Here is a 20,664-nt window from a genome sequence, read left to right on the forward strand (position 1 = left end):
GGTTTTAGTAGCACTGGAAGGACTGAATGTCGTTTACATCAAGTCCGTAGTAGACCCATCTGTTGCGCTGCCAGCGATAGCCGGAGACGGAACGACGGCCGACATACGTTGGGTAAAACCAGAAGCCGCCCCATCTCTGCCAGATATACGTGAATTGATACAGGCATCCTCTGATGGAGCCTGGGTCAACGGCATACGTGCTGACACCTGGCGGGCCTTCTGTTGCTGGCTTCTGCGGGGTGAATGACGGCGGTGGTGAATTAGGCGGGCCGGCCTGCTGACCGCCTGGGTAGCCAGAAGGTCCACCGTATCCTGGGTTGTATCCAGGCTGGCCGTATCCAGGACCAAATCCGGGCTGCCCGTATCCAGGCTGGCTGAAGCCTGGATCGACTCCGGGTCCATATCCTGGGCCGTATCCGGGTCCATATCCAGGATTGTATCCAGGCTGACTGAAGCCCGGATCAACTCCAGGACCATATCCCGGTTGTCCTGAGCCGTAGGAAGGCCATCCACCCAGAGAGCCAAAAAAGTTAAATAGCCTTTCATCATCAAATGGTGGCTGATTGGCCATAAGTTTTTTTCCTCCTTATAATAGCTTTCTCATTACTATATGAGACGTCGGTCCATAATGTATGGGCGGCCCAATCCGCTTTGCATGATTAACTTTAAAAGCACACCATTTGATAATGCTGGAGGCAGCTCATTCGTTTTTAAGGCTGATACGTTCGTTATATCCCAGTTTTATCGTCAAATTCAAGCGTGTTCACAGATTTCTAACAGCTGTACCAATATCGGATGCCTTAGTAATGGCCGAGATGACCGAGACGCCATCAGCACCGGCACTGATCACAGAAGAGGCATTATCTGTTGTGATTCCGCCGATTCCGACAATGGGCATGCTGGGATAGTGATGCTTCAGAGATCTGATCCAATCGGTGCCGACTGCCTGTTTGGCATCTTCCTTCGAGGATGTGGCATAGACTGGTCCGGCTCCAAGGTAGTCAGCGAGCTGAATCGGGCTGCTGTTCATCTCTCGTTCACTGGATACGGACAGCCCGATGTATTTGTCAGGAAACATCTGCCGTACGGTTTCCAGCTGTGTATCGTCCTGTCCGACATGGATGCCGTCTGCTTGCAGTGGTTCAGCCAGATCAAGGTCATCATTTATAAAAAACAAGACGTTGTAGCGCCTGCAGATGTCACGCAGTCTATGTCCTAAGGCTAATTTGGCCTCACCCGTAAGCGCGTTTTCACCTTTTTCCCGGAATTGAAAGGCTGTAATGCCGGCTTGAGCGGCTTCTTCAAGTATTGCCTCAGGCTTGTCATGGCTGGCATTCTGACTGCCCATGATAAAATATATCCGTAAATTCATAGCTCACGTCCTTTCCAGTTCGGCGGGATCAAACGACAGGGCATCGATAAAATGCGGCAGAAATGTCCCTGAGCCATTGACGTCCGAGCGTTTGGCAGCATATTCAGCGGCCAGTCCGTAAAATTCAACCGCTGTCAGAACTTGGTTTTCAAGCGTGTCGTCAGTGGTCAGGCAGGCTGTTAAGACAGATCCCAGCAGGCAGCCAGCACCGGTTACTTGGCTTAAAAGCGGGTGGCCGGTTTGATTTGACACCATGCTGCCATGACTGCTGATGATATCTGTCTGGCCGGTTACAAGCGCAGTTGTCTGGTAAATATCAGAAATTTTAGTGGCGATGTCGTCAGCATGGCCATCGCCAATTGAGTCAACGCCTCTTGTTTCCCACGGGATGCCTGCAATATGAGCGAGTTCGCCGGCATTCCCCTTAATGACTGTCGGCTTCACGTTTTCTAAAATGCTTTTGACAGCGTTTGTCCGGAATGGGGTGGCAGCGACACCGACCGGATCAAGCAAAACCGGGATGCCATTTTCATTCGCTGCTTGGCCGGCACGAATCATCGCCGGCAGCTCCCAGGACGTCAGGGTGCCGATATTCAAGAGAACACCATCAGCATTCGCTGCCATATCCGCTGCTTCTTCTTCAGCTTTGCCCATAACGGGTGCTGCCCCGAACGACAGCAACCCGTTTGCTGAGAGATTGATCACCACTTGATTCGTCAGATGGTGGATAAGCGGTGTCGTCTTGCGTACGTCTTCAATGATCGTGTGTTTCATTTAATTAAACTCCTCCATTCTGCTGGCCCAGTGATTGGTCGGACCGCTGCCATGGCCGATCGAAAATGAATGGCGTATGGCTGAGGTCACAAAAGCTTTAGCCAGGCGTACAGCGTCATATAAGGTATAGCCTTGACTGAGATAGGCTGTGATGGCGGCTGAATAGGTGCAGCCTGTGCCATGCGTATTACTGGTCTCGATGCGCTCTGCCGTAAACGTATGAATTGTCTGGCCGTCGTATAAAAAGTCAACGGCTTTACCTTGCATATGGCCGCCTTTAACAAGGGCAGCTCCGGCATTGTACTTGTGAACAATCTGCTGGGAGGCCTGCTTCATGTCATCAGCTGTTTGAATCGTCATACCGGTCAGTACTTCGGCTTCCGGGATATTCGGGGTAACGACTGCTGCCAGCGGTAATAAAGCCTCGCGCAAATAATCGCGCGCCTCCTCTGAGACGAGCGTATCGCCGCTTGTTGTCACCATAACCGGATCCATGACATAAGGCACATCCAACTGGGCTAATTCGGCATAGACCGCTTCCATAATAGGGACGTTTGCCAGCATGCCGGTTTTGAATGATTGGAATGGGATATCGTCCATGACGGATTCCAGCTGCTGTTTGATCATGGATGATGACATATTCTGGACGTCCTGAACACCTGTTGTATTTTGGGCGACGACGGATGTGATAACGGACATGCCATAGCTTTTCAATTCCTGAAATGTTTTAAGATCAGCCTGAATGCCGGCGCCGCCTGTCGGGTCTGTGCCGGCAATGGTTAAAGCTTTGGGTATTGATGGCATTGCAATGCCTCCTTAGACATGATTTTTCATGACGTTTGTCTGTTTCATTTTTGCTGTGACAAACCAGCCAATTAAAGCACCCGAAACACTGCTGACAAGAAATGACGGCATAAAGAAAAAGGCACCGGCTGAGCTTCCCAGCAGAATGCGTGCAAAGGGCACGGCGAACAGTGATCCGATTATACCAGTTCCGATCGCTTCGCCAAAGGCAGCCATTCCTTTTCTGTTTGTCAGCCGGTAGAGCCAGCCAGCCAGAAAGGCGCCAACCATGCCACCGGGAAAGGCTAACAGCGTCCCCAGACCGAGCATGTTGCGAAGCAGGCCAATCATAAATGCAATGATAACGGCCGGTCCCGGACCGAGCGTGACAGCTGCTGTTACATTAACGGCATGCTGCACAGGATAAGCTTTCGCGACACCTGCTGGAAACCATAAGAGTTGAGCTCCCAGTGTTCCAATCGCGACAAAAACAGCCATTGTTGTCAGGAGGTGCGTACGGTTCAATCCAATGCTCCTTTCATTAGGGGCGGCAGAAAAATCAAAAAAGCCAGATCCATTGACTGGACCTGGCTTAAAAAATAGCTGAATACGTTATCAGACTACTTCCCTTCGCTGGTACTAACCAGATCAGGTCCGTAAGAGTCGGAAAGCTTCGAACGCCTTTCCTCTCAGCCCGCGATTTTTGGGCACCCCTAGTAGTGTTTAATTGTCTTTTCATATTCAGTTTAACAAAAGAATAAGAATTTGTCATGATAGTTAAATTTTTTAGTAACGTTTGATAGAATGAAAGAGGTAAGAAAATACTTACAACTATGTGACTGGTGATGATGGCCATGTCATGCATCTTTTAATAAGGGAGGCAGGAGCAGTATGAGCAGAACAGGGGAAATCGTTTTATCGGTTATAGGTGCACTTGTTTATGGATTTTTTTCGATCGCAGGCGGTCTTATGGTCTGGGTGTCTAATAACGAGGCGGTTTTGAATGAAGCAACAGATGAAATGAAGCAGCAGCCCGGTATAGCACCAGGCGAGCTGGATGTAGCTTTAGAAGGTATTCAGGGCGGCGGCTGGTTCCTTGTTATTCTGACGGTAATTAGTGTGATTATGGGAATTATCTCAATCGTGTTTATGAAAGGCAACAGCAAACCCAAAGCGGCCGGCATTATGTTGATTGTGACGGCGGCGGTATCCACGCTGATCACCTTTGGAGCTTTGATATTTGGCGGAATCTTTTATTTGATTGCCGGTATTATGTGCCTGGCGCGAAAAGCACCTCAGTCAACCATAACTATGGAATAAGCAGAGGCTGAGACAAAAGTATCCTGTCAAAGGGTGATCCGAACAACTCGAATGTGAGCACAACGCTCCGAAAACAGACGTCGGTTTCTGCGGGCAGCTGGTGAGCCTTCTCCTGCTCGTCACGCCCGCGAGCTTTTTCGGGGAAGTCTTGCGTTGTGCTTGACGTATTTCGGGGTCTCATCTATGCTTTTGTTCCCGCAGGAGTCTTTAGTCGTTTCCTGCGCTCATTTTAACCCAGCTTAGTCACAGGGCAGTTTTAAGCAATGAACTTTTTAAATATTACAAATATGTTATAGTGAGTTATAGTCGCAGAAATGTCCTGCCCTGGAACGACTGGGACATTCAAGGGGGATTATTCATTGAATAAACAGTATTTGCCCGATGAGGACCCGCGTTATAAGGTGGCTAATCGTGAGGCCTTGATTGGCGTTGGACTGGCCATATTTAATTTTATCTGGTGGTTTGTCTTTGCGTATGGTCTTGGCAGTCAAGACCCGTCTGACTATACATATATTTTTGGATTGCCGGCCTGGTTTTTTTACAGCTGTGTTGTAGGATTTATTGTCATGGCTGTTCTGGTGACTGTTGTCGTCAAAAAATGGTTTGTCGAGGTCTCACTGGATGATGAGGAGAACGAGCTATGACGACATGGCAGGCATTAGTTCCGTTAATTGGCGTTTTGCTTATTATATTTGGTGCCGGTGTCTGGGCGAGCAGATCGGTACAGTCGTCCAGTTCGTTTATGCAGGATTACTTTCTCGGTGGGCGAAGTCTTGGCGGCTTTGTCCTTGCGATGACGATGACAGCGACTTATGGCAGTGCCAGCAGTTTTATTGGCGGACCGGGCACAGCCTATACGGAAGGCCTCGGCTGGGTGCTGCTCGCGATGACTCAGGTGTCGACGGGTTATTTTGTCCTGATGGTGCTGGGGAAAAAGTTTGCGATTGTGACGCGGAAATATAACGCCCTGACAATGGTGGATTTTTTAAAGGAACGCTATAAGTCCAAATGGGTTGTTCTGTTTTCAGCTGTCAGTATCATCATATTCTTATTCTCTGCGATGGCGGCGCAGTGGATTGGCGGAGCCCGGCTGATCGAATCACTGGTCGGTATTCCATATACAACGGCCCTGTTTATCTTTGCGTTATTTGTCCTGATTTATGTGACTATTGGCGGTTTCCGGGCAGTGGCGCTGACCGATGCCATTCAGGGAGCGATCATGTTTGTCGGGACGCTGATTCTTTTGATTGCGACGATTGTGGCAGGAGGCGGTTTGTCCAATCTGATGGAGGGTCTTCGTGCGGAAAACCCGAATCTGATTACGCCGTTTGGTGCTGAAGGCACGCTCACACCCCAATTCGTGTCGTCATTCTGGCTGCTGGTCGGTGTCGGTGTCGTGGCCCTGCCGCAGATTACAGTCAGAGCGATGTCTTATAAAAATTCCCGCTCGATGCATCGGGCGATTATCATTGGCACGATTGTCGTCGGTATTATTATGCTGAATATGCATTTGATTGGTGTCCTGGCCCGGCCGATTCTGCCAGGTATTGAAGTGGGTGATAAAGTCATGCCGCTGATTGCTCTGGAAGTTTTGCCGAACTGGCTGGCAGGCATGGTGCTTGCGGCTCCGATGGCAGCGATTATGTCAACGGTGGACTCCCTGCTGCTTTTAGTCAGTTCTTCACTCGTTAAGGATATTTATTTGAATTATGTCGAACCAAAGGCACCTCCAAAACGGGTGAAAGGGCTTAGTATTGGTGTAACCGCAGTTCTTGGGGTGATTGTCTTCCTGATGGCTCTGAACCCGCCTGATCTGATTATCTGGCTGAATTTATTTGCCTTTGGCGGCTTGCAGGCGGCGTTTATGTGGCCGATTGTGCTGGGGCTCTACTGGAAAAAAGGCAACAAATATGGCGCCCTTACGTCGATGATTACGGGTGTCGGCCTGTACATTTTATCAGATACGTTCTTTCCAAAGCCGTTCGGTCTGCATTCGGTTGTTCTGCCGGTCGTGGCGGCATTGCTTGCTTATGTGATTGTCAGTCTGGCAACTCAGAACAGATCGGGAGCCATGATTGAGGAGGCGACCTATCACTAACTGTCTGTTGTGGCCGTTGTGCTAAACTAGATAAGCGGGGCTATTTGCCCAATGATTGTTTGAAGGAGTTGCTTTGATTATGGGTCGTATTGGATTCGTGCGTCATGGTGTGACACAGTGGAATAAAGAGGCGAGAGTTCAGGGTGATTCGGATACGTCACTGGATGAAGAGGGGAGGCAGCAGGCTCAATTACTGAGAGACACGCTGGAAGCGGCTGACTGGGACAGAATCTATGTCAGTCCGCAGCTGCGGGCTGAACAGACCGCTGAGATTCTGAACGCGAAACTTCATAAACCGCTGCACACTGATGCGCGATTGCGTGAAGCAAGCTTTGGACTGATTGAAGGGACTAATGAACAAGAACGTGTGCAAACGTGGGGAACAGATTGGCATAAACAGGATCTGGGCTATGAAACGCGTGCCCGTGTGATTGAAAGAGGGCTGGCTGTGCTTGATGAGGTTTCGCGCAATCATCCGGACGAAAATGTTCTGGTGGTCAGTCACGGCACTTTTATCAAGCACCTTTTGACAGAGCTGATGCCGCAAGCAGAAATGAGCGGGTCTTTAGACAATACATCGCTCACGCTTTTAACCAAGGACGCGGACGGGTGGCATTGTGATTTGTATAATGACACCCGGCACCTCCCGGAGAGTGCGTTATTTCATAAAGGCTAGAATTAACCCTCTCCGGAAACAGATGCCGCCTTCCGCGGGCGGCTGGGGCGAGACAAAACGATCCCCAACAAAACCAACCCGAACAAATATCACTTATTAAAGTGAATATGTTCGGGTTTATTTTAGTCGCTAAATGGAGCGAAGGGAAAATGCGAAGACTCCTGGGGGAGCAAAGGCATAGAGAAGACCCCGCAGGCCGACAGGCCGAGGAGGCTTGCCAGCCGCCCCCGGAAAGCGCAGCATTTTCCCGCAGCGGTTTTGTCCCGGGCCCTTATGTCTTTTATCCCGCCGGTATTTCCCCGCTTATACGGCTACGCATTCTTTTGACCGGCTAACTGCACAAAATAATCCAGGGAATCCGGGTTGCTTAAGGAACCTCTGTTGACAACGTTCTCAGCTGCCTGCCCCGTCAGGATCTTTTTGATCGGGATTTCCAGCTTTTTGCCGTTTAAGGTTTTGGGCAGATCCGGTACTTCGTGAATAACGCTCGGGGTGTGTCTTGGTGAACAGTTTTCCCGGATTTGCTGCTTGATCGTTTTTCTGACGTCGTCGGTCAGTTCCTCGCCGTCTTTCATCAGGACAAACAGCGGTGTATACGACTCGCCGTCCTCTTTAGGAACATCAACCATAATACTGTCATTCACGGCGCTCACATGATCAACAGCACGATAAATCTCGCTTGTGCCGATCCGGATGCCGCCGCGGTTGATGGTCGCATCTGACCGCCCGTAAATCACGCAAGTATGCCGGTCAGTGATTTTTAAATAGTCGCCATGCCGCCAAATACCTGGGAATACGTCAAAATAACTGTCGTGCATCCGACTGCCGTCAGGGTCATTCCAGAAATAAATCGGCATGGATGGAAAGGGCTCAGTCAGGACCAATTCACCGACTTCCTCGATTTGCGGCTCTGCCTGATCATCGAAGCTCTCAATTTTTGCCCCAAGTCCGCGGCACTGCAATTCACCTGCATACACGGGTAAAATCGGTGCGCCGAGAATAAATGCTGTGCAGACGTCGGTGCCGCCGCTTGATGAAGCTATCCACACATCTTCCTTCACATGATCATAACACCACTGAAAGCCCTCTGGCGGCAGCGGCGAACCGGTTGAGCTGATATTTTCAAGATGGCGCAAGTCAAATTCTTTGCCCGGCTCGATACCATCTTTCATGCAGCCAGTGATGAAGCTGGCACTGGTTCCAAAGACGCTCATTTTCGTATCCTGCGCAAATTGCCACAGCATCCGTTTGTTGGGATAGCCGGGACTGCCGTCATATAAGATAATCGTGCTGCCGGTCAGGAGGCCGCCGACAAGGAAATTCCACATCATCCAGCCGGTTGTTGTAAACCAGAAGAACCGGTCACCTTTGTGGAGATCAACATGGAACGTCAGTGCCTTTAAGTGCTCCAGCAGAATCCCGCCTTGACTTTGTACGATCGGTTTGGGCTTGCCGGTTGTTCCGGAAGAAAATAATATCCAGAGCGGCTCATTAAACGAAACATGCTCATAGGTGAGTGTTCCTGACACGGCTACGGCTCCATCCCACATCATAACGTTTTTTAAGCCTGTAATAGTGGGCTCATCCTGTAAATAGGGAATCACGATGGTTGCTTCTAACGCGGGCAATGCCGACTGGATGGTTTCCACGACATCTATTCGGTCAAAGTCTTTGCCGCCATAGCGGTAACCATCGACGGTGATCATTACTTTCGGTTCAATTTGCTGGAACCGGTCCGTCACACTCTGCACACCGAATTCCGGTGATGCACTGGACCAGATAGCGCCAAGGCTTGCCGTTGCTAGAAAAGCGACAATAGACTCATAGATATTGGGGGCGTACGATGCAACACGATCCCCTTTTACGACGCCAAGATTTTTAAGCGTTTGCTGCAGTCCGGCTGTGTCCTGATAAAGCTTTTGCCATGTAACATGTTCTGTCTCGCGCAGTTCTGAGGCGTGGATGATCGCCGGCTCAGTTTCATCCCAATTGCGGAAAATATGTTCGGTGTAATTAATTGTTGCCTCGGGAAACCATTGCGCTCCGGGCATTTCGTGGGATGTCAGGACGGTTTCATAAGGGTCTTTCGCCTGAATATTAAAATATGCCCAAATGGATGCCCAGAAATCTTCCACTTCATCAACGGACCACTGCCACAGGGCATCATAGTCCGTGAAATGCAGATTTTTATGCTCACGCAGCCAATTCATATAATCATATATGTTGGATTGTTGTTTTCGCTTCTCACTTGGTTCCCATAGCAGCGTGCCTTCTTTTATGTCGCTCACCACTGAAGTCCCCCTTTACTGCTTATACATATATACATTATATGAAAACGTTTCACATATGTAAAGCTGGACTGTGGCGTTTAGGAAACGCGATCAGGGATCTGTTTTAGCGGCTGTTGTCCATATGTTCGGCGAATTTGATAAACTGCTTCTCATCTTCAATAAGGCCGCAGGAACCGCACTGAATTTTATAAGCTGGGCCATCGTATGCTCTGTGAAAGATCTCGGGCTCACTGTCGGTATAGTCATTTAGAATGTCACCGGTTCCGGGGTCTAATTTAACCGGTCTGGCTGCTTGTTCAATCATATTAAACCGGGAACGATTGGTCTTGCAGTTAGGACAAAGGTAGTGCTTTGCCATATCAAACACCTCCAGTCCTTAGGATACCGGGATCAGCTCCTTTTTATGTAAGGCACAGTCTTTTTAGCTGAACCAGCGTTTGATTTTGCTGAAAAAAGAAGTATCCTTATCCGGTTTTTTAGCCGGGTCATCCGTTGCGAAAATCGCGTTCAGATTGAGCGCATAACCATATGTCAGCACGGCACCGATATCTGTCTCTGCCTCTTCGTTGGTGATCTCGGTGTAGGGGATATGGTATTGGCGGGCCAGCGCTATTTCTTTTTTTAGAAATCTGCGGGCTACTTTGCCATTTATCAGCAGGGTGGCATCAGGGTATGTCCGCATGGCTTCTTCCAGATCCTGAAGTCCTTTATTATGCATGATCTGGCCCTTGGTGAGAGCGAGGACAATACGTTCCCGAAGTGTTCCGAGGAATCGTTTGCGCTCAGAGGGCTTTGTTTGCCGTGCCCCGTAGATGCCCTCGGTTAAATAGTCATCAACATTTTTCTTTGCCATGTGTATCACCCTTTATAAATGTTTCTGCTGCCATTATACGGGAGGACGCATGACATCTGCAAAGCATGCTAGTCAAAAAAAGCGCCCCGGGACTGCCCGGAGCACTTTTATGACGATTATCGTTTGTTGGAGCGTTCTTCTGCAGCTTGGCGCCGCACTTGTGCCTCTTTGTCATCGGAATCTGCAAATTCCTCGAAAAACTCAACATCGTTACCGTTTGTTTTAGCGTATTCCGGAGTCTGGTCCAGACGCGGCCGTCCGCGGCGATTGGTCTTGTGTTCATCTCTGCCCATCAGGAAGCTCCTCCTTGAAAAGCTCTTTCAAAAGCCTTTCAAATGTAGTATGTGCGGCAAAACATTACTTTATCCCGCTTATAAATATCCAAGCAGGGCTGTTAATTTACGGGATCAGTTTTGACCGGGAATGATTTGACGACTGCTGTAAAAGCTATGTATGACGGTTCAGCCCTTTAATGGACCGGCAATAGCAAGGAGGGAAAAATCATGGCATTTGAAGAAACCTGTAAAGCCTGCAATGGCACAGGCATGCAATCAGATGATGAAGGCTGGCAGTATCAATGCAGCGCTTGCCGTGGTGATGGTGTGTATGATGCCGAGGATGCTGAATCGGCGCGTGTCATGTCAGTCGACGAAAATAATCGACTGCTCGATTAAACAATGAAGTGTCTATCTGATGAAAAAACCGCCTGTTGGCCTTAGGGCCGAAACAGGCGGTTTTTTGCTATCGCATGAAACCATTAATGCGGCATGACACCTTGTGCTGGAGCGTAACTCTGCTGGAATGCCTGCATGTCCTGGATCTGCAGCTGCGGCATTTGATAATATTGATTTTTATTTTGATACAGGAATACTTCATAGGCCATTTCAATTAAATTTGGAACACTGTCTGCCAAAACACGGCGCATAACCGGATTGGTGGATTCAAGGGCCGCGCTTGTGAAGCCTGTGGCGGTTGATTTGAGTGAATCCATCATGAATCCGGATATCGACTGATCGTTGATTTCACCTGGTGATTGCACTGGCTTGGTTGGCTGTGCGGGTGCTTCAATGCCGTAAACGACATCGTTGGATTGATCCATTTTATAAGACTGGGTATCGACAGCTGGATCCTGACCGGATTGGTACGTGTCCACCAGTGTGTTGTAAAGCTGATTGCTGAAAGACCGGTGTTTTTGGGACATGGTTAGTAATTCCGGGTCCTGGATATATTGTTCAAACAGAACGCACTTATCCATAGCACCGGCCAGTGCCGATAAGGCTTCATGACCATCAAACATATCATGCCCGCCGAAATGCTGTTGTGGTGGCAGTTGTGTCGTGCTCGTGAAATTTTGCGGTTGATTCTGCATGAGAATGCCTCCTAAAAAGTATTCATGATTAGTTTGGGATAAAAGGATGTCTTTATGTGCCGAGTGACGGTTTCTAAGCTGCCATTTTCCGGAACGGCCGGAAAACAGATGGGAGCAATTAATAACGAAATAAGGCCTTTCTTAAACAATGTTGAATAGGTATAATCTGAAATCGTGAGGTATGAAGAAGGAGTTGTTGGATTTGGAACAAGAGGAGAAACAAGACAATATCGAAGTATGGGAAGATTACGTTAATATAAAAGACCTGGTGCTGAGTCTCGTCGTTTGCAGCTTGACGTCAGTCGGCGGCTATATCATCGCACCTGCAGGACAGCAGCCGCTCATTTTTGGGCTGGTCGGAGCGGTATTAGGTTTTATTATCAGCACCATTCTGATTAAACCGAAACGTCAATTCAGTTATACCAATGATGAGGCGTAAGGTCTTATGGATATAATGTTAATGTTGCAAATGGTGCTTGTTGCGATCGTTGCAGCAGGCCTGTATACGATTATCGGCATTGCGCCGGGGACAGATGAAACAGCGGTTTTGGCACCGGTAACGCTGGTGCTGGTGATGTCCGGCATGGAGCCGATTCTTATTTTGACCTTTTTTATCGCGGCAATTGTTGCAAAGAAACTAACCGATTCTATTCCGGTGGCTATTGCGGGAATCCCTGGCGGTGTGATGTCCGCTCCTATGGTTGAGCATGCCATGGTGCTGAAAAAACATGGCAAGCCTGATGTGAGCATTCGCAAAATGGCTTCTGGTTCGGTGATTGGAACTATTGTTGCGGTTCCGCTGAGTCTGCTTTTGGCGACGGCGCTGACACCGCTGGCTGATGTCATTCAGGAATATTCCAGTCAGGTATTTTTCGCCGGGGCGATTTTTCTCGCGCTGCTGACCAAACATCGCTGGTTTGCGCTGATCTCCATTGTGCCTTTTGCGTTTATTATTCAGGGCTTGCGCAACCTCTACTGGGATTTGAATATTGTACCAGAGGATGTCACAGTTTTTACATCTTTTTTCCTGGGGATTACGATCGGACCGGTAATCTTAAAGTTATTTGAGCTGCTGAATAGCCGCATCAGACGGAATTTGCCACGCCACGGCAAGAAGCAGATTGTGATGCGCAAAACCCAAACGGACAAAGGCTTTCCCAATCCATTTAAAATCCTGGATCATAAAGAGACGCTATCAAGCGCTGTCAGTTCCGTATTTGGGGTTGCGACGTTTTTCCTGACACCGGTCGGCATGACGATTCTGCTCGGCGAGACCATTGCAAGCCGCATTAAGGATCCGGTCAAACGCGCATCAAGGGCCATTTCCAGTATGGACGGGCTGACCAATGCGGCCTATATTGCCGGCACGCTGATTCCTTTAATCGCCATTGGCTATCCGCTGTCGCCAACAGCATTGGGTCCTGGCCATGCGTTGTTTAATGCACCACCGGTATTTAGCTATGAGCATAATCTGCATGATATTCTGTCGATGAATGAGTTCGTCGCGGCGTCCGTGATTGGTGCTGTTATTGCGATCGGTATCACGTTTTTCATTACGATTAAGTATGCGCAGCCAATCTGTGCCTTCGTGTTTAAATATATTCCGCATGAAGCACTGCTTGGTTTGTTTTTCGGCTTAGTGCTGATGCTCGCGTATATGGATGCTGGTGCTTTAAACATTGCAGGGGTGCTGCTGATCGGGTTAGTGGCAGGTTTTCTGCACCGGAGAGGTGTTCATTATGGTATTCAGTTTATGACATTATATGCAGCCCCGTGGCTGGTTGGCCTGGTGTTCTAATAGGCGGGGGATTGGCCAGCAAATAGTCTGAAGCGGCCTGTTCAGGCCGCTTCAGAGATTACTTATCCTCTTCCCGGGGCATAAATGTCAGGACGGCAAAGAGTATAAAGCTGAGCAGCATGATCGAACCGCCGACAATAAAGACAACCGTCGTCAGTCCATCAGCGAAGTCAAACGGATTGAGATAATAGAACCACATGCCGACAGTCAGACCAATTGCTCCAATAATCGCTGTCCACACGTGCAAAGTGGCAATGATCGTTTTGACCGGAGTGAACAGTCTGTAATAAACAGCCCACGCAAACAACGTCAGCCACCCGACAACCAGAATGTGGGCATGCACTGATTTGAACATGGCGCCTCCTGATCCGGCCATATGTGACCCGATAAAGGCACCGATCAATGCGAACAGGGCGGAAAAACGAAGTAATACCTTACTATAATTTCGCAAACATTATCTCTCCCTTTGCTGAAAAAGCTATGATCTTATAATCATTATAAAGGTATCACATGTTTATGAACAGAGGATGAACGAAGGCTGGTTTAAAGTTTAAACGGATTTTACCTGATCTGGATACATAGCCGCTAGCTGTGTCTCGATTTGGGCAGCAGCATCGTCCATATCATCAGCCTGAATCGTTTCGGTGTTTTCGTCCGGATATTTCTTCGTTGCATGTTCGTACCGCGGATCATAGTAGTATTCAAGCAGGAGCTGGATAACGCTTCTGTATCTGGCCGCATTCAGGTCAGCCTCAATCTGTTTGGCAATGGGCGTATGAATACGTTTCCTGATCCGGTCAAATGCCTCCATAAACTGGTCGGGATAGTCCCATGGCTGATAGTCCTCTAAAATGTTCTCAACGCGCTGCTGGGCAGGTAAGTTAATAAATAATTGCGTACTCTGTTCTTTTTTATTAAAGAAAAATTCCGGTATGGTGTCTTTGCCGACCCGCTTGCTTTCACCTTCAATTAAAACAAACGGCACGTCATACAGCTGGTGCATGTTTTGGACGAGCTGGGATTCAAATTCTTTCTGGATCTTGGGCTCCAGTCCAATATGGCCAAAAATGGATCCTCTGTGACCAGCTATGCCTTCCAGGTCAATCATTGGATAGCCTTTTTCCGCTAAATGGTGCAGCAGTTTCGTCTTGCCTGTACCGGTATTGCCGTTTAGAACAATAAGATCGGGCGGGAAGTCCTCCTTTTCCAGTTCGCCGACGACCCATTGCCGGTAGGCCCGAATGCCGCCGTGAAGCCGGCTGACATTAAGGCCCATTAAATCCAAAAGGGTTGCGGCTGTTTTGCTGCGCATACCGCCGCGCCAGCAAAAGACCGTTTTGGGTGTGTCAATCTCTTTAAACTGTTTCATGAAGTCTGGGAGCTTAGCGGACATAATTTCCAGCCCGCGTTCTTTGGCGGCTTCCTTGCTTTCTTGTGTATACAGAGTGCCGACTTCGGCCCGTTCCTCATCGGTGAAGACGGGGATATTGATACTGCCAGGGATGGTCGTTTCGTTGTATTCCGACGGTGACCGTACATCAATAATGGTCTGGTTGCCCTGTTTCTGCTGCTCTAATAATTCCTGCAAGGTTATGTCCTGAAACATATCCTCATCCCTTCCTGACTAATCGACTGTAATGTGTCCGTTTTTCCCGTCTGTTACCTCGCCTATCATGTGGGCTTCGACCCCTTTTTGCTGTAATTCCGTGAGCAAAGCGTCAGCCTCACTGCTGTCTGCGGACAGGAGCAGGCCACCTGAGGTTACGGCATCACATAAAATATACTGATCTGTTTCGGCGAGATTCTCCGAAAATGTTACATGCTCTTTGACATGGTTAAAGTTATTTTTTGTGCCGCCCGGAATGACACCTGCTTGGGCTAATTGCTGTGCCCGCGGCAGGACAGGAACAGCATCAGCGTCAATGTGTACATCAACATGGCTTGCAGCTGCGATTTCCGATAAATGACCAAGCAGTCCGAACCCAGTGACATCGGTGCTTGCGTTCACTGTATAGTTGCGCATCGTTTCGGAAGCTGTTTTGTTTAAAGTCGTCATGACACTTGTCAGACGATCAATGCCTTCCTGTGTCAGCATGTCCTTCTTCAGAGCAGAGCTCATAATGCCTACGCCGATAGGTTTGGTTAAAATTAGCTTATCTCCCGGCCGGGCACCGCTATTGGCGTGAATCTTATCAGGATGGATCGTTCCGGTTACGGCCAGACCGAATTTAGGCTCCTGGTCATCGATCGAATGACCGCCGGCAAGCGAGACACCAGCTTCGTCCAATTTATCACCGGCACCGCGCAGAATACTGGTAAGAATGCTCTCATCTAATGTGGTGATAGGGAAGGCAACAATATTTAATGCTGTAATGGGTGTTCCGCCCATCGCATACACATCACTGATGGCATTGGCCGCAGCGACCTGACCGAAGTCATATGGATCATCAACAATCGGTGTGAAAAAGTCGGTCGTCTGGACAAGAGCGAGATCGTTCGTTAATTGATAAACGCCTGCATCATCTCCGGTATCAAGACCAACCAGCAAATTTGGATTAGGTGCCGACTGTTTGGGAAGCGAGCGGAGCACATTTTCTAAATCAGCCGGACCAATCTTGCAGCCACAGCCGCCTTTCGAGGAGAGTGATGTAAGTTTAACGTCGTTTGCCATTCTGATCATCCTTTCAGCGCATATACTATCATGATTATTTTAGCACAGACAAACAGCAGATGCTTGCCTGCGGGATCAACTGGAGACAATCCACTTTTCGGATGTCTAGTTGTTCTTCTTGTTTGTCACGTCCGGTTTTCTTATTTAACGACCTCAATGTAAAAGACGTGCAGAGTTGTTAAGCGTACTCTGCACGTCTTTTTAGAGTTTCGGGTGTATTTATGATGACCGTCAAATTAGAATAACTGCTGGTCACTTCCGAATGTTTCGCCCAATGCTTGTTGAGCCAACACGTTCAGGAAGTTCCATGTGTCGTCGTATTCTGGCTGGAAGAAGAAGTCTGCTAAAGCAAGATCCTCTAATGTCCAATTAGCAGAAATAGCGACAGATATCGCGTTGATGGCCATCATCACATCTTTCTGTGACATGAGCTGTGCCCCGACAATGCGGTGTGAATCTTGTTCATAGTGAATTTTCATGGCGATTTTCGTATCATCATGCATGAAGTTTGGTAAGATTTGTTCTTCATGGTATTGACTATCGATTGCTGCACTAAGTGTATCGGCATTAGCATCTTTTATGCCTGTATTGGCAAACTTATAATCAAATAGTGCTAAACCGGATGTGCTTGAAACAGCTGGCATTTTATATTTATTTTCGTCTGCTGCCATGTTTTTCGCTGCAATAACAGCTTGGCGACGGGCATTACCGGCTAATGGGATAGAACGTTTATCATTACCGGGGGCGAAAGGAACTTTTGTTGCATCCCCTCCAGCGTAAATATCTTGATGGGAGGTTTGCAGGTATTCATCCACTTTGACGAATCCGCGCTCATCTAAATCGACTATACCATTTAGCCAACCGGCATCCGGTCTAACGCCGGCAGCAATTAAAACTGTATCTGCTTCATATTCGGCTTTATCCGTAACCACTTTAGATACTTTTCCATTTTCACCGGCAATCTCTTTGACCATTTCACCAGGACGGAATTTCATGCCGTGTTCTGCCGCGTTTGCTTCCACTACTTCGGTAAATTCTTTGTCCAGATAGGCTGGCAGAATATTGTCCAGCGTATCGATCACGGTTGTATCGATGCCAGCTTTGGTGAACGCTTCAGCTGCTTCAATACCAATATAGCCGCCGCCAACGACGATCGCTTGTTTAGCAGTTTTCATGCGTTCATTGACTTGACCAGCCCAATCACGGCCGCGCAGATAATAAACGTTAGTCAGATTATTACCGGGAACAGGGAGTTCGAATGGAACCGCTCCTGGACTTAAGAATAATTTATCGTAACTTTCTTTGGTTTCGCCATCCGGGGATTTGACCGTAATGGTTTTCTCATCTGGGTTGAGTCCGGTGACTTCACTGTTCACGTGTACATTGACACCTTGTTTTTTGTATGAATCAGCTGTCGCATAATGTAGTTCATCGAGGGATTGTGAGACATTTTCTAAATAGCTTTGAATGCCGCATGACAGAAAGGACGCTGTCTCGCCGCGCTCATATAAATGAATTTCTGCATCTGGCATTTCTTTCAGCAGTGTTTGCGTTGCTTCGTATCCTGCGTGTGATGACCCTACAACAATTAATTTCATGATCAATTCCTCCATATTTATAAACGCCATAATAGCTGCGAAAATGAATGATGAGAAAAGCAGAGGAAGAGATAAACGCTCGTTCCTGCTATTACTTTTAACACATTTTATGGTCGGTAGCTATTATCTGATTATAATAATTATAATCTAATTACTATTATATATTATAATGCGTCAATGTCAACAGTTAGAGCTTGTTTGAAAGGGGGGGCAATTGCTTCCAAATAAGTACAATAATGCCAACCTTTCTTGTTATTTTCTCTGAGCAGATATCTTGATAATTTGGTGTTCTATAACTTGTGTATTATCAATTATATACGACATTTATCAATTATGGAGTTTTATTAAAAGTGAGCAGCTGGATGAGTTTTTTATGGTCAAAGATAACAAACAATGAAACTTGAGAAAGCTTTTCATCCGCGTATATATTCCCTTATAAAGATGATACTACTGATAGAAGAAGGGAGGTCGAAAAATGGCAGATAATGATGACAACGCAAAAGATAAAAAACCTGATTTAGGTCGCCGGCGATTTATGAAAAATACCGGCATAGCGGTCGGAGGCGTTGCAGGTGGTTCATTGCTTGGAGGCCTTTTAACGGATCAGTTTCAGTCAAATGAAACAACGGACACAAAAACAGAAGAATCTGGTGATAAATACACAGAAGCGCGCATGTTCTTTACAAGATTTGAAGACTTTGTCGTGCTTGAGCAAGCAACTGAACGGCTATTTCCCAAAAATGATGATGGTCCTGGTGCGATTGAGCTGGGTGTTCCCTACTTTTTCGATAAGCAGCTGGCCGGTACATGGGGGATAAATGGCAGAGATTACAGGCATGGCCCTTTTCTAACTGGCGGAACATCTGTGCAGCATTCCAGCTTGAACAGGGGAGAAGTGATTAGATCTGGCATAAGAAAAATGAATCAGCTAAGCCAGGAACGATTTGACACGTCCTTTGATAAGGCTGAAGAAGATCAGCAAATGGCCATTTTAAAGGACTTTGAAAGCGGTGACGTGAAAATGGGCGGCGTAAACGCCAGCAGCTTTTTTGGTCTGCTCCGGGACATGACATTAGAAGGTGCTTATTCAGATCCATTATACGGTGGCAATCGTCATATGTCAGGCTGGAAAATGAAGGACTTTCCAGGTGCCGTAATGTCTTATAGTGACATCATTGAGGATGATGAATTCGTTAAAAAAGATCCGGTCAGTTTAACAGATTATCAGCAAAAATCATAATGAAAGGAGTACACACATGGCTGAAAAATTAGATAAAGTGGATGCTGTCGTTGTTGGGAGCGGCTGGGCGGGCGGCATATCAGCTGCTGAACTAACCAAAGCCGGCTACAGCGTTGTATGTTTGGAACGCGGGAAAGATCAGGATACAGCAGATTTCGCCGGATCGAAAGATGAACTTCGCTATACGCGCCGTCATGAATTAGCTCAGGATCTATCCAAACAAACGATGACATTTAGAAACACCCTGGATGAAACAGCAAATCCCATCCGAGTCTATTATGGTTACCCGATTTATGGTGAAGGGACGGGTGGTACATCGGTACACTGGTCCGGCTGGTCTTATCGCTGGCTTCCATTTGATTTTGAAATTCGCAGTAAAGTCATAGAAAAATACGGGGAAGACAGAATTCCTGATGATATGACGATCCAGGATTGGGGCGTCACGTATGATGATATGGAGCCGTATTACGATAAATGGAAAAAACGGCGGGCATATCCGGTGAGAAAAATCCGCTTGGCCCGGAGCGTTCAGATGACTATCCGAATCCGCCCATGAAAGAATCAACGCCACTTAGCATGTTCCGGGAAGCAACCAAAGAACTTGGCTATCATCCTTACCGTATGCCTGCTGCGACGATTTCACAGAACTACAAAAATCCAGATGGTGAATCCATAAACGCTTGTGTTTATTGTGCTTTTTGTTCCATGTATGGCTGTGATTTTGGTGCGAAAGCAGATCCGATTATTACGGTCCTTAAAACGGCTGAGAAAACAGGCAATTTTGAGCTCCGGAATAATGCTCATGTGAGACGGGTGCTGCACGACGGGCAAAAGGCGACAGGTGTTTTATATATTGATCCTGAAACCCGTGAGGAATATGAACAGCCTGCTGACCTTGTGGTACTTGGCGCATTTTTTTCGGGAAATACAAAATTAATGATGTTATCGGAAATTGGCGAACAATTCAATCCGAAAACGGGAAAAGGGATGCTCGGCAAAAACTTCACTTCCCACTATACGGGGCTGGGCGGCAATGCCGCTACAGGTTTCTTTGAAGATAAAAAATTCAACACGTTTGCAGGGGCAGGCGGATTAGGTTCTGTGATGGATGATTATAATGGCGATAATATAGATAATAGCCAAACGGATTTTCTGCATGGCTTTAATTTGAGTATCTTTCAGGACGGTGCCGCACCAATTTCTAATAATCGTGTCCCTATGGGAACCCCTCGCTGGGGAAAAGAATTCAAGGAAAACTCGTTGCACTATGCCTATCGTCATTTAGTCGTTAGCGGGATGCAGGGAACCTTGCCGCGTTCACATAACTATATGGATTTAGATCCAACGTACCAAGATGCCTATGGCGATCCTCTGCTCCGGATCACTGCAAAGGTTACTGACCAAGAGCTGAACATGGCTAAAGAAATCGGCAAGAAAGCCGAGGCCATCATGGAAAAGATGGGAGCGGATATCATCGATGTTGCCGAGGTATCCGACGAAGCGGAGCTAAAGGAGTCCAGTATCAATACACATGCAGGAGGCGGTGTCATCATGGGGGCAGACCCCGAAACGTCTGTCGTTAATACCTATTCACAAGTATGGGATATGGAAAACTTGTTTGTGGTGGGCGGATCATCCTTTCCTAACTTCAGTAACTCGAATCCGACCGAGACCATTGGCGCATTCGCTTACCGGGCGGCAGAAGGTATGATTGACTACCTGGAAAGTGGCGGCGGATTATTAGTTGAAGGCAAACAGGAAAAAGGGACTGTCTGACTTTTAGAATAACGGCATACGGCAGAACAGCTTCTTGATGGAAGG

General features: G+C 47.7%; 22 protein-coding genes, 1 pseudogene and 1 riboswitch. Of the genes and pseudogenes, 9 read left to right on the plus strand and 14 right to left on the minus strand.

The annotated features are described in order from the left end of the window. Positions 1-33 precede the first annotated feature (33 nt). From ACFQU8_RS06065 to thiW, 5 genes are all read right to left on the minus strand, one after another. Positions 34-546 carry a hypothetical protein gene (locus ACFQU8_RS06065; protein ID WP_382358300.1) on the minus strand — a complete coding sequence of 171 codons (513 nt, stop codon included), beginning with the start codon at positions 544-546 and terminating at the stop codon, positions 34-36. Between the two features lie 217 nt (positions 547-763). After that, positions 764-1,372 (minus strand): thiamine phosphate synthase, encoded by a 609-nt coding sequence (gene thiE, locus ACFQU8_RS06070; RefSeq protein WP_382358301.1) that lies wholly within the window; start codon positions 1,370-1,372, stop codon positions 764-766. A 3-nt stretch (positions 1,373-1,375) separates the two neighbouring features. Beyond that, positions 1,376-2,146 carry a hydroxyethylthiazole kinase gene (thiM, locus tag ACFQU8_RS06075; RefSeq protein ID WP_382358302.1) on the minus strand — a complete coding sequence of 257 codons (771 nt, stop codon included), beginning with the start codon at positions 2,144-2,146 and terminating at the stop codon, positions 1,376-1,378. Continuing rightward, positions 2,147-2,950 (minus strand): bifunctional hydroxymethylpyrimidine kinase/phosphomethylpyrimidine kinase, encoded by an 804-nt coding sequence (gene thiD, locus ACFQU8_RS06080; RefSeq protein ID WP_382358303.1) that lies wholly within the window; start codon positions 2,948-2,950, stop codon positions 2,147-2,149. Positions 2,951-2,962: 12 nt separating this feature from the next. Then, positions 2,963-3,454: an energy coupling factor transporter S component ThiW gene (thiW, locus tag ACFQU8_RS06085; protein WP_382358304.1), complete on the minus strand. Its 492-nt coding sequence runs from the start codon at positions 3,452-3,454 to the stop codon at positions 2,963-2,965. An 83-nt stretch (positions 3,455-3,537) separates the two neighbouring features. Next, positions 3,538-3,654: riboswitch (TPP riboswitch) on the minus strand. Between the two features lie 166 nt (positions 3,655-3,820). Here thiW and ACFQU8_RS06090 point away from each other — a divergent pair. The 4 genes from ACFQU8_RS06090 (at position 3,821) to ACFQU8_RS06105 (ending at position 7,023) form a co-directional block, all read left to right on the plus strand. Continuing rightward, the gene (locus tag ACFQU8_RS06090) at positions 3,821-4,249 is read left to right on the plus strand and encodes a DUF4064 domain-containing protein (RefSeq protein WP_382358305.1); all 429 of its coding nucleotides are present in this window, start codon (positions 3,821-3,823) and stop codon (positions 4,247-4,249) included. Between the two features lie 374 nt (positions 4,250-4,623). Next, positions 4,624-4,893, plus strand: a complete 270-nt coding sequence (locus ACFQU8_RS06095) for a YhdT family protein (protein WP_382358407.1) — start codon at positions 4,624-4,626, stop codon at positions 4,891-4,893. Further along, complete coding sequence (gene panF, locus ACFQU8_RS06100; protein WP_382358306.1) at positions 4,890-6,347, plus strand: sodium/pantothenate symporter; 1,458 nt, start codon at positions 4,890-4,892, stop codon at positions 6,345-6,347. Before ACFQU8_RS06095 ends, panF begins: the two co-directional genes overlap by 4 nt. 79 nt (positions 6,348-6,426) lie before the next feature. Next, positions 6,427-7,023 (plus strand): histidine phosphatase family protein, encoded by a 597-nt coding sequence (locus ACFQU8_RS06105; RefSeq protein WP_382358307.1) that lies wholly within the window; start codon positions 6,427-6,429, stop codon positions 7,021-7,023. Positions 7,024-7,334: 311 nt separating this feature from the next. Here ACFQU8_RS06105 and ACFQU8_RS06110 read toward each other — a convergent pair whose 3' ends face one another. From ACFQU8_RS06110 to ACFQU8_RS06125, 4 genes are all read right to left on the minus strand, one after another. Next, entirely contained in the window at positions 7,335-9,311 is a 1,977-nt protein-coding gene (locus ACFQU8_RS06110) for an acetoacetate--CoA ligase (protein ID WP_382358308.1), read from the minus strand. Between the two features lie 106 nt (positions 9,312-9,417). Continuing rightward, on the minus strand, positions 9,418-9,672 hold the full coding sequence (locus ACFQU8_RS06115) for a DNA alkylation repair protein (RefSeq protein ID WP_382358309.1): 255 nt from the start codon (positions 9,670-9,672) through the stop codon (positions 9,418-9,420). A gap of 63 nt (positions 9,673-9,735) precedes the next feature. Further along, positions 9,736-10,167 (minus strand): YueI family protein, encoded by a 432-nt coding sequence (locus ACFQU8_RS06120; RefSeq protein WP_382358310.1) that lies wholly within the window; start codon positions 10,165-10,167, stop codon positions 9,736-9,738. A gap of 116 nt (positions 10,168-10,283) precedes the next feature. Further along, a complete protein-coding gene (locus ACFQU8_RS06125) occupies positions 10,284-10,460 on the minus strand; it encodes a YfhD family protein (RefSeq protein ID WP_382358311.1) in 177 nt (58 codons plus the stop codon). A 210-nt stretch (positions 10,461-10,670) separates the two neighbouring features. On the opposite strand from ACFQU8_RS06125, the gene ACFQU8_RS06130 reads away from it, so the two are divergent. After that, a complete protein-coding gene (locus ACFQU8_RS06130) occupies positions 10,671-10,841 on the plus strand; it encodes a hypothetical protein (RefSeq protein ID WP_382358312.1) in 171 nt (56 codons plus the stop codon). 83 nt (positions 10,842-10,924) lie between these two features. Here ACFQU8_RS06130 and ACFQU8_RS06135 read toward each other — a convergent pair whose 3' ends face one another. Continuing rightward, entirely contained in the window at positions 10,925-11,536 is a 612-nt protein-coding gene (locus tag ACFQU8_RS06135; protein ID WP_382358313.1) for a spore coat protein, read from the minus strand. Between the two features lie 202 nt (positions 11,537-11,738). Here ACFQU8_RS06135 and ACFQU8_RS06140 point away from each other — a divergent pair, with 202 nt between their 5' ends. Continuing rightward, the gene (locus ACFQU8_RS06140; protein ID WP_382358314.1) at positions 11,739-11,975 is read left to right on the plus strand and encodes a hypothetical protein; all 237 of its coding nucleotides are present in this window, start codon (positions 11,739-11,741) and stop codon (positions 11,973-11,975) included. A 6-nt stretch (positions 11,976-11,981) separates the two neighbouring features. After that, positions 11,982-13,334, plus strand: coding sequence for a tripartite tricarboxylate transporter permease (locus ACFQU8_RS06145; protein ID WP_382358315.1), 1,353 nt, complete (start codon positions 11,982-11,984; stop codon positions 13,332-13,334). Positions 13,335-13,392: 58 nt separating this feature from the next. Here ACFQU8_RS06145 and ACFQU8_RS06150 read toward each other — a convergent pair whose 3' ends face one another. From ACFQU8_RS06150 to ACFQU8_RS06165, 4 genes are all read right to left on the minus strand, one after another. Then, complete coding sequence (locus ACFQU8_RS06150) at positions 13,393-13,785, minus strand: hypothetical protein (protein WP_382358316.1); 393 nt, start codon at positions 13,783-13,785, stop codon at positions 13,393-13,395. A 99-nt stretch (positions 13,786-13,884) separates the two neighbouring features. Further along, a complete protein-coding gene (gene mnmH / locus ACFQU8_RS06155) occupies positions 13,885-14,940 on the minus strand; it encodes a tRNA 2-selenouridine(34) synthase MnmH (protein ID WP_382358318.1) in 1,056 nt (351 codons plus the stop codon). An 18-nt stretch (positions 14,941-14,958) separates the two neighbouring features. After that, positions 14,959-16,014, minus strand: a complete 1,056-nt coding sequence (gene selD, locus ACFQU8_RS06160; protein ID WP_382358320.1) for a selenide, water dikinase SelD — start codon at positions 16,012-16,014, stop codon at positions 14,959-14,961. 227 nt (positions 16,015-16,241) lie between these two features. Continuing rightward, positions 16,242-17,603 carry an FAD-dependent oxidoreductase gene (locus tag ACFQU8_RS06165; protein ID WP_382358321.1) on the minus strand — a complete coding sequence of 454 codons (1,362 nt, stop codon included), beginning with the start codon at positions 17,601-17,603 and terminating at the stop codon, positions 16,242-16,244. 475 nt (positions 17,604-18,078) lie between these two features. Between ACFQU8_RS06165 and ACFQU8_RS06170 the strand changes: the two genes are divergently transcribed. Continuing rightward, complete coding sequence (locus ACFQU8_RS06170; RefSeq protein ID WP_382358322.1) at positions 18,079-18,843, plus strand: gluconate 2-dehydrogenase subunit 3 family protein; 765 nt, start codon at positions 18,079-18,081, stop codon at positions 18,841-18,843. Positions 18,844-18,859: 16 nt separating this feature from the next. Further along, a pseudogene (locus tag ACFQU8_RS06175) lies at positions 18,860-20,619 on the plus strand (GMC family oxidoreductase). Positions 20,620-20,664: the final 45 nt, after the last annotated feature.

This window comes from Lentibacillus kimchii (assembly GCF_042666895.1).
Classification (GTDB): Bacteria; Bacillota; Bacilli; order Bacillales; family Amphibacillaceae; genus Lentibacillus; species Lentibacillus kimchii.

Bases quoted from the DNA above. Each gene is read 5' to 3' on its own strand.
- ACFQU8_RS06065 (WP_382358300.1), bottom strand. From the start codon at position 546: ATGAAAGGCTATTTAACTTTTTTGGCTCTCTGGGTGGATGGCCTTCCT.
- thiE (WP_382358301.1), bottom strand. From the start codon at position 1,372: ATGAATTTACGGATATATTTTATCATGGGCAGTCAGAATGCCAGCCAT.
- thiM (WP_382358302.1), bottom strand. From the start codon at position 2,146: ATGAAACACACGATCATTGAAGACGTACGCAAGACGACACCGCTTATC.
- thiD (WP_382358303.1), bottom strand. From the start codon at position 2,950: ATGCCATCAATACCCAAAGCTTTAACCATTGCCGGCACAGACCCGACA.
- ACFQU8_RS06090 (WP_382358305.1), top strand. From the start codon at position 3,821: ATGAGCAGAACAGGGGAAATCGTTTTATCGGTTATAGGTGCACTTGTT.
- panF (WP_382358306.1), top strand. From the start codon at position 4,890: ATGACGACATGGCAGGCATTAGTTCCGTTAATTGGCGTTTTGCTTATT.
- ACFQU8_RS06105 (WP_382358307.1), top strand. From the start codon at position 6,427: ATGGGTCGTATTGGATTCGTGCGTCATGGTGTGACACAGTGGAATAAA.
- ACFQU8_RS06115 (WP_382358309.1), bottom strand. From the start codon at position 9,672: ATGGCAAAGCACTACCTTTGTCCTAACTGCAAGACCAATCGTTCCCGG.
- ACFQU8_RS06120 (WP_382358310.1), bottom strand. From the start codon at position 10,167: ATGGCAAAGAAAAATGTTGATGACTATTTAACCGAGGGCATCTACGGG.
- ACFQU8_RS06125 (WP_382358311.1), bottom strand. From the start codon at position 10,460: ATGGGCAGAGATGAACACAAGACCAATCGCCGCGGACGGCCGCGTCTG.
- ACFQU8_RS06130 (WP_382358312.1), top strand. From the start codon at position 10,671: ATGGCATTTGAAGAAACCTGTAAAGCCTGCAATGGCACAGGCATGCAA.
- ACFQU8_RS06135 (WP_382358313.1), bottom strand. From the start codon at position 11,536: ATGCAGAATCAACCGCAAAATTTCACGAGCACGACACAACTGCCACCA.
- ACFQU8_RS06145 (WP_382358315.1), top strand. From the start codon at position 11,982: ATGGATATAATGTTAATGTTGCAAATGGTGCTTGTTGCGATCGTTGCA.
- mnmH (WP_382358318.1), bottom strand. From the start codon at position 14,940: ATGTTTCAGGACATAACCTTGCAGGAATTATTAGAGCAGCAGAAACAG.
- selD (WP_382358320.1), bottom strand. From the start codon at position 16,014: ATGATCAGAATGGCAAACGACGTTAAACTTACATCACTCTCCTCGAAA.
- ACFQU8_RS06165 (WP_382358321.1), bottom strand. From the start codon at position 17,603: ATGAAATTAATTGTTGTAGGGTCATCACACGCAGGATACGAAGCAACG.
- ACFQU8_RS06170 (WP_382358322.1), top strand. From the start codon at position 18,079: ATGGCAGATAATGATGACAACGCAAAAGATAAAAAACCTGATTTAGGT.